Annotated in this window: 14 protein-coding genes; 10 read left to right on the forward strand and 4 right to left on the reverse strand. The window is 65.5% G+C overall.

The window, feature by feature from the left end:
- The first annotated feature begins 16 nt into the window (after positions 1-16).
- The 4 genes from NATGR_RS11570 (at position 17) to NATGR_RS11585 (ending at position 4,793) form a co-directional block, all read left to right on the forward strand.
- Entirely contained in the window at positions 17-400 is a 384-nt protein-coding gene (locus NATGR_RS11570) for a rhodanese-like domain-containing protein (RefSeq protein ID WP_005579489.1), read from the forward strand.
- 182 nt (positions 401-582) lie between these two features.
- Positions 583-1,206 carry a hypothetical protein gene (locus NATGR_RS11575; protein WP_074929730.1) on the forward strand — a complete coding sequence of 208 codons (624 nt, stop codon included), beginning with the start codon at positions 583-585 and terminating at the stop codon, positions 1,204-1,206.
- Positions 1,207-1,760: 554 nt separating this feature from the next.
- Positions 1,761-3,638 carry an asparagine synthase-related protein gene (locus NATGR_RS11580; RefSeq protein ID WP_005579491.1) on the forward strand — a complete coding sequence of 626 codons (1,878 nt, stop codon included), beginning with the start codon at positions 1,761-1,763 and terminating at the stop codon, positions 3,636-3,638.
- A 48-nt stretch (positions 3,639-3,686) separates the two neighbouring features.
- On the forward strand, positions 3,687-4,793 hold the full coding sequence (locus NATGR_RS11585) for a thiamine ABC transporter substrate-binding protein (RefSeq protein WP_005579492.1): 1,107 nt from the start codon (positions 3,687-3,689) through the stop codon (positions 4,791-4,793).
- 172 nt (positions 4,794-4,965) lie between these two features.
- Here NATGR_RS11585 and NATGR_RS11590 read toward each other — a convergent pair whose 3' ends face one another.
- Positions 4,966-5,280 carry a thiamine-binding protein gene (locus NATGR_RS11590; protein WP_015233611.1) on the reverse strand — a complete coding sequence of 105 codons (315 nt, stop codon included), beginning with the start codon at positions 5,278-5,280 and terminating at the stop codon, positions 4,966-4,968.
- 108 nt (positions 5,281-5,388) lie between these two features.
- Between NATGR_RS11590 and NATGR_RS11595 the strand changes: the two genes are divergently transcribed.
- From NATGR_RS11595 to NATGR_RS11605, 4 genes are all read left to right on the forward strand, one after another.
- Positions 5,389-7,266, forward strand: a complete 1,878-nt coding sequence (locus NATGR_RS11595; RefSeq protein WP_005579494.1) for an ABC transporter permease — start codon at positions 5,389-5,391, stop codon at positions 7,264-7,266.
- Complete coding sequence (locus NATGR_RS11600) at positions 7,256-8,359, forward strand: ABC transporter ATP-binding protein (protein ID WP_005579496.1); 1,104 nt, start codon at positions 7,256-7,258, stop codon at positions 8,357-8,359. The genes NATGR_RS11595 and NATGR_RS11600 overlap by 11 nt, the downstream gene beginning before the upstream one ends.
- A gap of 163 nt (positions 8,360-8,522) precedes the next feature.
- Entirely contained in the window at positions 8,523-8,663 is a 141-nt protein-coding gene (locus tag NATGR_RS20255; protein WP_231990826.1) for a hypothetical protein, read from the forward strand.
- Positions 8,630-8,905 carry a helix-turn-helix domain-containing protein gene (locus NATGR_RS11605; protein ID WP_231990825.1) on the forward strand — a complete coding sequence of 92 codons (276 nt, stop codon included), beginning with the start codon at positions 8,630-8,632 and terminating at the stop codon, positions 8,903-8,905. Before NATGR_RS20255 ends, NATGR_RS11605 begins: the two co-directional genes overlap by 34 nt.
- Here the strand turns inward: NATGR_RS11605 and NATGR_RS19945 are convergent.
- Positions 8,842-9,045 (reverse strand): hypothetical protein, encoded by a 204-nt coding sequence (locus tag NATGR_RS19945; protein ID WP_005579497.1) that lies wholly within the window; start codon positions 9,043-9,045, stop codon positions 8,842-8,844. The genes NATGR_RS11605 and NATGR_RS19945 overlap by 64 nt on opposite strands.
- 133 nt (positions 9,046-9,178) lie before the next feature.
- Between NATGR_RS19945 and rdgB the strand changes: the two genes are divergently transcribed.
- The gene (gene rdgB / locus NATGR_RS11610; protein ID WP_005579498.1) at positions 9,179-9,727 is read left to right on the forward strand and encodes an RdgB/HAM1 family non-canonical purine NTP pyrophosphatase; all 549 of its coding nucleotides are present in this window, start codon (positions 9,179-9,181) and stop codon (positions 9,725-9,727) included.
- Positions 9,728-9,730: 3 nt separating this feature from the next.
- Here the strand turns inward: rdgB and NATGR_RS11615 are convergent, their stop codons facing one another.
- Both NATGR_RS11615 and NATGR_RS11625 read right to left on the reverse strand, forming a co-directional pair.
- The gene (locus tag NATGR_RS11615; RefSeq protein ID WP_005579499.1) at positions 9,731-10,234 is read right to left on the reverse strand and encodes a DUF7384 family protein; all 504 of its coding nucleotides are present in this window, start codon (positions 10,232-10,234) and stop codon (positions 9,731-9,733) included.
- 430 nt (positions 10,235-10,664) lie between these two features.
- Positions 10,665-11,768, reverse strand: coding sequence for a putative sulfate/molybdate transporter (locus NATGR_RS11625; protein WP_005579500.1), 1,104 nt, complete (start codon positions 11,766-11,768; stop codon positions 10,665-10,667).
- Between the two features lie 158 nt (positions 11,769-11,926).
- On the opposite strand from NATGR_RS11625, the gene NATGR_RS11630 reads away from it, so the two are divergent.
- Positions 11,927-12,955 (forward strand): HypE family hydrogenase expression/formation protein, encoded by a 1,029-nt coding sequence (locus tag NATGR_RS11630; protein WP_005579501.1) that lies wholly within the window; start codon positions 11,927-11,929, stop codon positions 12,953-12,955.
- Positions 12,956-12,957 lie beyond the last annotated feature (2 nt).

Genomic DNA, 12,957 nt, shown 5'->3' on the forward strand with positions numbered 1-12,957 from the left:
CGCCAACGGCCACTCGATGGACGGCGAAATCACCCCCGACGAGGTCAAGGCGCTTCTCGAGGCAGACGCCGACGTGCGTCTCGTGGACATTCGCGATCGGCGACGATTCGAGCACAGCCGAATTCCCGGCAGCGAGAACGTCCCGTTCCACGAACTCGCGAATCGCGTCGCGGAGTTCGAAGACGACAACCGCGTCGTCACCGTCTGTCCGCACGGCAAAGACAGCGTCCGGGCCGCACGACTCATCGCTTCCGCCACGGGCACCACGGACGTGCGCGTCCAGAGCATGGCCGGCGGCCTCGAGAAGTACGGACTGAAGTTCGGACTCGCCGCTGGAGACGAACACACGGCGACGGACGCAGGCGGTGACGCCAGCGCGGACGGCGACGCACCGTTCTAAACGAAAAGCAACGCGAGTTCCCCGCCCTTCCGAAATCAACAGGGGTTCGGCTCTCGCAAATCTTCGATTTGCGTCAACACCGTGGCCGCGACGGATACGTCCCAGCTGGTGACCGTCTCGACTGCCAAACTGTTGCACTGGTAGGTGTCTCGGCTATGCACACTGGGGACGTGGTTCGTACTATGAGTTCTGGATACACGCACAGTGTAGCGGACTTTGGCACGCGGTCGCTCCTAACCCACGGTATCATGGGCCTCTCGCTCTCGAGTGCGATCGCAGCGGGACTGTTCGTCGACGGCCAACTCGGACTGGTCTCGTTTGTCGCACTGTTGAACTTCACTGCTGGCGTGTGGATCGCCCAGTCGATCCACTCGGTCGGGAACGCACGATCTGGCGGTAGTTACGACGGCGTTCTGTCGGTGCTACGCGATACGACTGGCGAGAGACAGTTCAACGGTCTCGACACGGGCCGGCTAGCTCGTCTCCTGACGCTGATCGCGGCCGTGACCGCGGTCTCGCTCTTGACGGCCGGACAAGTGCTCTCAGGTGCGCTCGTTTCGATCGCTATCGTCGCAATCGGAAGCATCGCTCTCGTGACCGCGATGACCGGTTTCCTGATTGCGCTCGGGTCGTCCTACGACGCAGCAGAACGCCGTCGACTCGAGGCCGTTGACGGAGCCGAGACCACGGTTGAAGAGCCGGCAACGGAGCCATCGCCGATCGGCCTCGAAGCTGACTTCGACGAAACGTCGACGGTCGAAATCCCGATCCGGGACCCGTCTGTCGAGGAGCGATCCCGACGCTAGTGGCGGGCCAAGCCTGAACTAATGGGTCGAATCTGGCGGTGTCGCTCGGTTCGACCCGTCAGTCCACACTTGGGACAGTACTAGTACTCCGCCAAGCGTCGACTGCTGAGTGAAACCAGACGACCGCATTCGGTTTCACTCATCCGTTCAGGCTTGCCAAAGCACTAGTGGCGGGCCAAGCCTGAACTGATGGGTCGAATCTGGCGGTGTGGCTCGATTCGACCCGTCAGTCGACGGTTGGGACGCTACTAGTGACTGTCTAAAGCCGATGTGATCGGTCGGACCCGGTCGTGTCGGCCGGTTCGACGCTCGAGTCGACGCTTGAGCTTTTACCGGTCGAGCCACCGCTCTCGTCTACCGGTCCTGCCTACGTCTCGGCGTCTGCGAGTCCTCGCGCGAATCACTCGCGTCGTCTTCGACCGTCGCTTCATACGGGTTGCTGTCAGTCAGTTCCGGCGCGACCGCAGGAGCGCGCGGTCGCGCCGGGACATCGACAGCACTTCCATATCAGCCTCCACCGCCGAGTCTATATACGCCTCAGCGGAAGCACGAGTATGAAGGTGGCCTTGCGAGCGGGCGACTGGACCCACACCGACGGAGTCGCAGTCCGTGGTCGGGCGTTCGACGGCGACGAGGTCCTCGCCGGCCCCGGCCTCGCAAAGCGGTTTCGTGACGCGCTGGCTGACAGCAGCCCGGGAGCGGACGAACGGGCGTCCCGCCTCGAGGCCACCGCCGCCGTCGCCATGGGTCTCGAGGGATTCTACGCGGTCGTCGCCGTCCACGAGGGAGAGACGTTCCTGGTCGCCGACGAGGCACGTTCGATTCCGCTGTACTACGACGCTGCCGAGACGATCGTCTCCGATCGGGGACAGCTCGTTCGAGAGCGACTCGAGGCCGAGACCGATCCGATCGCGGAGAGTGAGTTCCTGTTGACGCGGTACGTGACTGGTCCCGAGACGATCTGGCGGGGCGTCTACAGCACGCGGGCGGGCGAAGTCGTCCGCATCGGCGACGATGGGGTCGACCGACGGACGTACCGTGAGTACTGGCCGATCGGAGAGTGTGATTCTCCGGATTCTAGAGGCGGCCACGAGACTCATCCTGCCGGACAGAACGACGTGACGAACGGGCACTCTGCTGGGGCCGTCACCGGTGGAGACGGCCACGAACCCGCGACCGACTTCGTATTGACTTCTGTCCGACAGTCTCACTTGCAACGACTCGAGAGTGGTTTCGAGACGGCGCTCGATCGCCTCGAACGCGTCGCTGGCGCGCGGCCGATCGTCGTGCCGCTGTCGGGCGGGTACGACTCGCGGCTGCTTGCCGCGGCGCTGGCAGCCCGCGATCGCGAGGTGATCGGCTACACCTTCGGCCGGTCGGGGCATCCCGACGTGGAGGTAAGCCGCGAGGTCGCGGATCGACTCGGCATCGACTGGGTGTTTCTCCCCTACGGCGAGTCCAACTGGTGGCAGTGGTACCACGGCGAGGACTGCAGCCGGTACCGCGAGCGTGCGTTCGGCGGCGATATGCTCCCGTTTCTCGCCGAGTGGCCCGCGTTGCGAGCGCTCGTAGACGGGAGTCGACTCCCCGAGGACGCGCTCTACTGTCCGGGTCACACCGTCGCGACGCCGAGCGAGCGGCTGCCGACGTTCGTGGAAAATCGTAACGACGAAGCGCCGTCGGTCGGCTGTGGCACGGACGGCATCGACGAGACGACGATCGAACCGACGGTCGACGAACTAGTCGCGTACGTCCTCGAGACTCACTACTCGCTGTGGCAGTGGGACGATGACCGGTTCTACGACGCCGCTTGCGACCGAATCCGCCGAGGACTGCTGGGCGCTCGAGAACCGGACGCCGTTGCCGACCCGGCGACTGCCGCCGCAGCCTACGAACGCTGGGAGTGGCGCGGCCGCATGTCGACATTTACCAACGGCGACCTCCGGGCCTACGAGGATGCCGGCGTCGACTGGTGGCTCCCGCTGTGGGACCCAGCCTACGTGCGCGCCTGGGAACGGATTCCCCGGTCCCTGCGACGGGGGAAAGAACTCCACGCCGAACTCGCACGGCGGTACTACGCCCGCGCGGCCGCCGTTCCGAAAGACCGGACAGGACTCGTCGACAGGACACTCTCGCCGTTCGACCGTCACTTGAACCTGGTCAGGCACACGCCCGCACGGCAGTTCACCGAACGGCGCGGCGACTGGGAGCCGCCGTTTCTCGCGCCGCGATCTGTGTGGGCCAACCCAGGGACTCATCCGCTCGCGTGGTACGGCGTGCTCGCCGACGACCTCCGTGATTCCGTTCCCTCCTCGCTGGAGTTTTACGCGCTCCGGACGCTCGCCACGACCGGCTGCCTCGAGTTTTCGACGACGGATTCGTCATCCCTCGAATCCGCTCGTCTCACCCTTCCGACGGAACGCGAAGGGTAACGGTCGAAATCGAGTCGCTTACGTATCACCGGGGAAGACCACTCGGTAATGAGACGACGAACGTTCCTGACCTCCAGTGGTGCACTCGCCACGGCTGGACTGGCAGGCTGCTCCGCGGTCGATCTCGAGAACGGCGATAGTGGCAACGAAGCCGGCAGTACCGAAGGATCGGTCGACGACGATCCGGTTCTCACGGTCGGGACCTACTCCTCGTTCGTGGACGCACCCAGTGACAGTCCCGGCGAGTGGATCAAAGACGAGTTCGAGGACCGCCACGACGTCGAACTCGAGTGGGAGTTTCCCGAACAGGAACTGAACTACTACGCCGAGCGCCACAACGAGGGACTCGACGTCGAGGCCGAACTCTATGTCGGTGTCAGGCCCCAGAACCTCGTTCGAGTCGACGAACGGGTCGACGGCGATCTGTTCACCACGACCAACGAGAGCGTCCTCTCGAACGCCGGAGATATCGGCGACGAGTACTACTTCGACCCTTACGACCGCGTCGTTCCCGTCTTTCGCAGCCACTGTGGTATCGTCTACGACGGCCGGAACGTCACAGAACCCGAGACGTTCGAGGACCTACTCGACGACCAGTACGAAGGCCAGATCGCGCTTTCGAACCCCTACGACTCGACGACGGGGTTGTTGTTCTTCCTCTGGACGGTCGACATGTTCGGCGAGGACGACTACCTCGACTACTGGGCGGACCTGGTCGACAACGACGTCCGTATTCTCAACGCGTGGAACGACGTCTACGATCAGTTCGAGAACGAGGAAGTACCGGTCGTCGTCTCCTACACGAACGACCGCGTCTACGCGAGTCGGTTCGACAACGACCTCGACAAGCATCAGGTGGCGACCCTTCACGATCAGGGGTACGCCAACATGGCAGGCATGGCTCGCTTCGCCGACGGCACCGACGACGAACTGGCCCACCAGTTCATGGACTTCATCCTCGAACCCGAGGTCCAGGCCGTGATCGCCGAACGCAACGTCACCGGCCCCGTCAACGAGGAGACCGACCTCCCCGACGCCTACGCCGAGTACGCCATCCAGCCCGAGGAAACCGTCTTCTTCGGCTACGACGAACTCGAGGGCAACCTCACCGGGTGGCTCGACGAGTGGGAACGCGAAGTCGTCGGCAGCAGCTGACACTCTCTCGAGACGTTATCGTGTCCCATCCGCCGACGGTGACTCCCCGAGCGGTCCAGTCTCCCGGTACGAGCGAGAGCCGTCGCTCTCCCGACCGGACTCGAGAGTCACGACTCGCGAAGACAGCTACGCGTCGCACGGACGCTTGCCGGAATGCCTCCGAGGATCGCACTCAGTCCTGGTCACTTCGGGCTTCCCGCCCGAGTTCCGACTCGACGGCGTCTATCTTGTCGTCGGCAACCATCTCGACCTCGCATTTCTCCTCGACCTGGACCAACGTCTGGATTTCGGCAGTCCCAACGGCCTCGTGGGCCGACGCACACGCCGCGAACAGTTCGTGGACGTCCTCTGCCTCGAGAATCGTCGCCATGGGCGTCGTCTCGTACTCGATGTCGTGCTCCTCGAGGGCATCGATCGCCGCAGCGACATCCTCGGTGATGTCGTCGTCGGTCACTGGCGTCACGCGCAGCAGTGCGAATACGGTCATACCACCGGGTTGTTCTGTCCGGCCCATAGCCGTTGGGTTCGACGACGACCGGAGCACGTCGGAAAACGAACTGGCGACGAACGACTCGAGCAACGAGGGATCGACCCGATGAGCGGAACGGACGCTCACGACGCCGATCGATCGGACACGGCCGGCGCGCCGACACCCCCCAGCGGCCGGAACGCGTCACCCGACGCTGACGAAGAGACGCTCTCGCGGCGCGTCCAGAACGGCGTCGAACGCCGTGCCATCGCCGTCCTCGCCGTCGCGACGGCCGCCATCTTGCTGGTGCTGTTTTATTACCCTGTCGCGACCGTCTTCCTCGAGTCGGTGTACGTCCAAGGTACCGTCACGCTCTCGATCTTTCTCGAGATACTGCGAGATCCGTTCTACTTCGGCGGCCTCGCACGAATCTTGAACGGCGAGTCGGCGCTCACCGTCGCTGGTGACTCTCTCCTGGGCGGTCGTCCGTCCAGCATCTTCGGCTTCACGACCTATCAGGCGGTGCTGTCGACCCTGCTAAGCGTCGTCCTTGGACTCCCCGCGGCCTACCTGCTGGCTCGCTACGAGTTCCGCGGCCGGCGGACGCTGCGTGCGCTGACGATCCTCCCGTTCGTCCTGCCATCGATCATGGTCGCGATCGGCTTCGTCGCGACGTTCGGCCAGAACGGGACGTTCAACGCGGTCCTCGGAGCGCTGGGACTGGGTCCGGTCGATCTGGTCCCCTCGCTCGAGGTGATCCTGCTGGCCCATGCCTTCTACAACGCGCCGCTCGTCGCGCGCGTGACGACTGCGGCCTGGGAGTCGGTGGACGCGAGCGCGATCGAAACCGCGCGCAGCCTGGGAGCCAGTCCGTTTCGTGCCTTCCGTGACGTGGTCGCCCCGCAACTGTACCCCGCAGTCCTGATGGGCGCTGCACTCACGTTCGTCTTCACCTTCGGCACCTTCCCCATCGTCCTCGCGCTGGGCGGGTTCCAGCTCGCCACCGTCGAGGTGTTCGTCTACCGGCAGATACAGGATCTGAACTACGCCGAGGCGGCCGCGCTCGCGATCATCGAACTGGGAATCTCGCTGACCGTCCTCTATGGCTACCTGCGATACGAAGCGAACCACGTCGTCCGCTCGCGAGGGATTCGGCCACTGCCGCGTCGCTCCCTTACGCCACCCTCTCTCTCCGTCCGCGAACTCGCACCACGGGTCGGCCTGACCGTCTACGGCGTCGTCGCCCTGTTCGTCTTCGTCTCGCCCGTCCTGAGCATGATCTATGCGAGCGTCAGCGGCGGTAGTGGGCTCACCCTCGAGCACTACCGGTTCCTGCTCGAGCGCCAGGAGACGGCGGCGGCGTTCCAGATCCGACCCTGGGACGCCGTTCGGAACTCGCTTCTCTTCGCTGCTGGCGCGCTCGCGGTCGCCCTGCCGATGGGCGTCGTCGTCTCGGTGCTGACGACACGCCGGTATCGCGGTCGAAAGATCGTCGACGCCCTCCTGATGGCACCGCTTGCCGTCTCCGGAATCATCGTCGGCATCGGGCTGCTCCGGGGGCCAGTCTTCGGGTTCGAGATCGGCGGCTGGCGGATCTCGGTCGCCGGCGCAGTTGCCATCGTCGCCGCTCACGCCGTCTCGTGTTACCCGTTCGTCGTCCGCACCGTCGCGCCCGGCCTCGAGTCGGTCGACCGGTCCCTGATCGAGTCAGCGCGAGCCCTGGGTGCGTCGCGGGCACGAGCGCTGGTCGACGTCGAACTCCCGCTGATCTGGCCGGGCGTCGTCGCCGGCGCGGCCTTCGCCTTCGCCATCTCGATGGGTGAGTTCTCCTCGACGGTGATTCTGGCGACCGGCACCGACCAGTTCACGATGCCGGTCGCGATCGAACGGTTCAGGGGCCGTCGGCTCGGACCCGCGACTGCAATGGGCGTCGTCCTGCTGGTCGTCACGAGCGTCAGTTTCGTCGTGATCGACCGCCTTGGAGGTGAGAGCTTTGGCATCTGATCCATCCATACTCGAGCGCACCGACGAGCGAACCGACCGACCGGGGCCGGACGCGCCGGTCGCCGTCTCGCTCGAGCACGTTACGAAACGCTACGCCGAGACGACGGCCGTCGACGACGTCTCGCTGTCGATCCGCGACGGCGAGTTCTTTACACTCGTCGGTCCGTCTGGCTGTGGAAAGACGACCACACTCAGGCTGCTCGCCGGCTTCGAGCACCCGACCGAGGGACGAGTCCGGTTCGGCGGCGTGGACGTCAGTGCCGTTCCGCCCGAGGACCGCGGCGTCGGCATCGTCTTCCAGAACTACGCGCTGTTTCCCCACATGAGCGTCGGCGAGAACGTCGCCTACGGCCTCGAGTTCGCTGACCCGCCCGGTGACGTCTCCGACGAGCAACGGGTCGCGGACCTCCTCGAGTTGGTCGACCTCGCAGGGATGGAAGACCGCGACCCCGACCAGCTCTCGGGCGGTCAGCAACAGCGAGTCGCCATCGCCCGCGCGCTCGCGCCCAGTCCGGACGTCCTCCTGCTCGACGAGCCGATGAGCGCGCTGGACGCGCAACTACGCGAGCGACTCCGCGTCCAGGTCAAGGCGATCCAGCGCGAACTCGGTATCACGACGATCTACGTCACCCACGACCAAGAGGAAGCCCTCGCCATCTCGGATCGCGTCGCCGTGATGTCCGAAGGGATGCCCGAACAGATCGCACCACCCCGTGCCATCTACCGCCAGCCCGAAACTCAGTTCGTCGCGGAGTTCATCGGAGATAACAACGTCTTCCCGGGGACCGTTACGGCGCTCGACGAGCGGGCCACGCTCGAGGTCGGCCCCGAGACGATGACGATCACAACCGACGCCGACCTCGCCGTCGGCGACGAGGTCGCCTTCTGCGTCCGCCCGGAGAACCTGCAGGTCGACGCCGAAAGGAACACGACGACCGCAACCGTCGACAACGCGGAGTTTCTCGGACAGACGACGCGGGTCCACCTCGAGTGGCACGGCCGGGAACTGCTCGTCCGGACGCGGGAGCCGCCGTCGGGCGACGTGGTCGTGGGGTTCGACCCCGCCGACGCTCACGTGGTCGACGTTCGATAGCGTTCCCAGCAAGAGTCGGACGATTCGGTAACCAGACAGATCCCTTCCGAATCCGCTCGGCGCGCTCGAGGTCGTCCGCGAGAAACCGGGCGAACTGAGCGAGCAACTGGTCGCGGCCTTCTCCCGCGAGAGTCTGGTCTCGATCCCGCCCCTCGAGTACCGAATGGACTGGGCGGTGCGGTTCGGACCCGTCGGCGACCTCGCCGACAGCCGTACCGCGGTCGAGACGGTACTGGGCGGGATCGAGACGACGGTCGAGCGCGTCGGCGAGTGCCGCGGGGGCGGGCCCCACTCGAGCGGCTGACTGCTCGGCAGCAGGAGACGTTCCAGACGGCACGGGAACTCGGCTACTTTGCGATCCCCCGGGAGGCGAGTATCGAAGATGTCGCCGACGAACTGGGATGTGCGCCTGGAACGGCAAGTGAGCACCTGCGCAAAGCTCAACAGCGAGTAGTCGGGCAACTCGAATTTGAACGACTGCGTCAATCGAGCCGGTCTGTATGGATCGACTCGCCTTCGAACGGAGCGAGTGCTGTGGCCAGGTGACCGAGCCTGTACTCGCCAGCAACGTCGGCCGAATAGTGTCGTCGGGGCGTCAGGACGGCACCGCCGACGCTACCGACGCCGACGACTGCAGCGGCGGCAATCGCTCTCGACGGGCGAGTTCGGGACCCATACTGATTCATGAAAACACGCTAAGAAACATCTCCTGGGCCCAAAGCGACAGCGGGTACGTCGACGAGCCCGTGAAAACTGAAACGGTTACCGCGATCAACCGACGGCTATATTCTCTCGGAGCGCCCCGCCTCGCACACGCACATGCTCGTTCGGTTCGTCACTGGAAACGAAGGCAAAGCCCGCGAGGCCCAGGAGTATCTGGACGGAATCACCGCCGTCGAGCGAGTCGAGTACGACTACACCGAGATTCAAAGCGACTCACTCGAGGAAATCGCGACTCGAGGCGCACGCGAGTCGTTCGAGGAACTCTCGGGGACGGAACCGGTGCTCGTGGGCGATACGGGGATGTTCGTCGACACACTGGGTGGCTTCCCCGGCCCGTACTCGGCGTACGTCGAAGACACCGTCGGCGTCGAACGGCTCTGGCGACTTGCAAGCGAGGAGGACGACCACCGGGCGCGCTTCCGGACCGTGCTCGGCTACGCCGACGCCGACCGGACCGAGACCTTCGAGGGAGAACTCGTCGGCACGCTCGTCCCGCCACGCGGCGATGGCGGATTCGGCTACGATCCGATCTTCGAGTACAACGGCCAAACGCTGGCCGAGATGGACGTTGAGGAGAAAAACGCGATTTCGCATCGCGGCCGCGCGCTGGCGACGTTTGCGGACTGGTACGCGGACTGCGAATAACTGTCACTCGAGTTTGTTCCCGGTCCGTCGTGCTCGAGGGTTCAGATCCGGACCGGGATACTCGCCGCCCTCGATTTCCGCGTAGAGGCTCTCGGGATCGAAGAGGGTCGCGAAGGCGTCCGGCGGCCGAACGCTGACCGAGACGCGTGGTTGCATCGAGAGGCCGGCTTTCGCCGACCCCAGTTGCTCGTCGTAGGACAGCAGGTGCGCCGCGTTCCCGCGGTAGGCCGAGGCCAGCGCTGGGGGGTCGTCCTCGGGGTGGTCGACCGTTCGGCGTTCGGCCTCGAGTCGCTCGCGATGGTCCGCCGCGAGGTCCTCGTCGGCGAGGTCCGTGACGATGCGTTCGGTTCGCTCGAGGAGGTGGTCGCTCGCGACGAGCTCGACCCAGGAGTGACTGCGGACGTGATCGAGCGCCTCGCGAGCGTCGCCACCGATCAGGAGGTCGGATGCAAGTACGTCCACGTCGGCGACGACGCGGGCCGGATTCGGGCGGTCGTCGTCACTCATCGTCGGCCTCCAGGTCGTCGATCGCCGCGCGAATCTCCTCGAGTGAGACGTCGTACGCCGAACCGCGTTCGAAGAGGTCGCTCCAGGTGTTCGTCATTAGGGGGACCTTGGCAACGCGATCCCAAAAGACTCGCCCCTCTCGGTCGTCACTCGCGTGCGAGTCGGTCGTACAGCCAGCCAAAGAGGTAGCTGAACGCGAACGCGTCCACGAACCCGAGCGCAGTCCCCCACGAGGTCGCCGGGAGAGCGGCTGTAGCCGGGGTAGACGTCTTCGAGCAGCAGTCGCCATCGCTGGCCGTACTGCGTTCCCGCGAACAACTCGAGCAGCGCGACCACGGTCGCCCAGCGGATGCCGGCCGAGAGGCCGAGCGCGCGTTTGTCGACGTTCGACAGACAGCACGTACCACAGCCAGTCCGTAAAGGTAACAGATCAGTCCGCTCGAGCGACCAGCCAGAACGCGACCGCGCCGACGACGAACGCGACGCCGACGTTGACGGCCAGTCCGAGGACGCCGACCCCGACGACGACCGCGAGTGCCCGGCCGTCGGAGACGGGTTCGAACGCTGCCCGCCCGAGTTCGAATGCGACGACGACGAGCAAGACGCCGAGGAGAGCCACGGGGAATGCGGCCAGCAGGGCACCGGCGGCGACCAGCGCGAGCGCGAGGTAGCCGATCCCCAGCAGGACGTTCGCGCCGCCGGTTCGTGCGCCGAAGGCGTGCTTGCCGGCCAGCCCGCCGCTGCCGTGACACATCGGGACGCCGCCGATCGGCACCGCCGCGAGACAGGTCACGCCCATGCTCTTTGACAGCGAGTCAGCGGAGACGTCGCGGTTGTAGAGGTCGCCACACAGCAGCGCCGTCGCGATCGCCGCGTTTCCGATCGTCATCCCCAGCTGGGCGACGGTGCCCTCGAGTGCACCAAGAGTAAACGCCGGCGTTCCGGCTGGGAAAGCCGCGAGGTCGGGGACACTGGGTGTGGGGATACCTGCCGTCGCGACGGCCGCGACCCCACCGAGCGCGAGGACGACCAGCACGCTCGACTGGCGGTAGCCGACGAGCGCGAACGCGGCGACGACGGCGAATCCGCCGACTGCCACGAGCGGGGCGTCGACCGAGAGTCCGATCGCGGCCTCGAGCAACAGCAGGGCGACGGCGAGTTGGACGCCTCGAATGACGGGTTCGCCGACGATCCGCTGGAGGTGGCCGACGAGTCCGAACTGGCCGACGACCAGCAGGACGATTCCGGCGAGCAACCCAGCAGCGGCGAGTTCGGGATAGGACAGCGAGCCGACGATCGCCAACCCGACGAGTGCCTTCATCGGCTCGACAGAGAGTGGCATCCCGTAGTAAAGCCCCCAGACGATCTGGAAGACGCCGAAGCCGACGAGAACGTGGGGCAAGGAGATGCTCGTCGTCGCTGCAAGCGCCACCAGCAACGGGAGGACAGTAACTGAATCACCTAGCGCACCCGTGAGTTCGCTCGTAGAGAGTTCGAGCTCGTTCTCGCGCCCAGATCGGAACGAGTGCGCCATCTACTTGCTGTTTGCTGGCGAGATATTTTACTATTGTGTGTAACTACGCGACGTTCCGGAGCGATGCTGAGAAACAAGTATTGGTTACGGGGTCTGGCGGGGAGACTGCCACACGACCGACCAGCAGCCCTAAGAGCGAGCGATCGGAGCGTTCGAACATGAGTAAACTCGGCAAGATAGATCGAGAGTTCTTCGATCGCCACGTTGCGCCCAGGCTGGGCGCGACTCGCAACGACGTCGCCGTCGGCCCCAAACACGGCGTCGACTTCGGCGTGATCGACGTCGACGGCTCTGCACTCGTCGTTGCGACCGATCCGATCTCGATTCTCCCGCCGCTTGGACTCGAGCGCGCAGCACGCTTCGCGCTCGATCTGATCCTCGCGGACGTCGCGGTCAGCGGCGTTTCGCCGTCGCACCTCTCTATCTGTTTCACCCTGCCGGAGACGATGACCGACGAGGCGTTCGCGACCGTCTGGGAGACGATTCACGAGGAGTGTGAGGATCTCGGCGTGGCAGTTACCACCGGACACACCGCCCGCTACTCCGACCCTTCCTATCCGTGGGTCGGTGCGGCGACAGCGATCGGCGTCGGCGACCACGACGAAATCGTCCGCCCCGACGGGGCAAGCCCCGGCGACCGGCTCCTGTTGACGACCGGGCCTGCCGTGGAGTCCGTGGGCCTGCTCAGCACGCTCTACGGCGACCAACTCGAACTGTCTGCCGACGTCGTCGCCGACGCCCAGCAGCGACTCGAGGAGGTTCACTGCGTCCGAGACGCGTTGACGGCCGCGGCCGCGGGCCCCGTGACGGCGATGCACGACGTGACCGAGGGTGGGATCGCCGGCGCACTGAACGAGATGGCCGACGGTGCGGGCGTACGGTTCGCGGTCGACCACGAGGCCGTTCCGCTACGGCCTGGCGTCGCCGAGGTCTGTGCTGCCCTCGAGATTGACCCCTGGGCTGCCACTAGCTGTGGCTCGTTGGTGATCGCGGTCGAACCCGACGGCGTCGCCGACGTTCGCCGGGCTCTCGAGGACCGCAACACCGTCGTCGCGGAGATCGGCCGCGTCGAGTCCGGTGAGGGTGTCGTCGTCGACGGCGAGCGACTCGAGCACCCGAGCGTCGATCCGTCGTGGCGGGCGTACGCGGAACTCGCCGCTGAGGCAGACGCTTCCGATCAGGAGTGAGC

Origin of the sequence: Natronobacterium gregoryi SP2 (assembly GCF_000230715.2) — an archaeon.
Classification (GTDB): Archaea; Halobacteriota; Halobacteria; order Halobacteriales; family Natrialbaceae; genus Natronobacterium; species Natronobacterium gregoryi.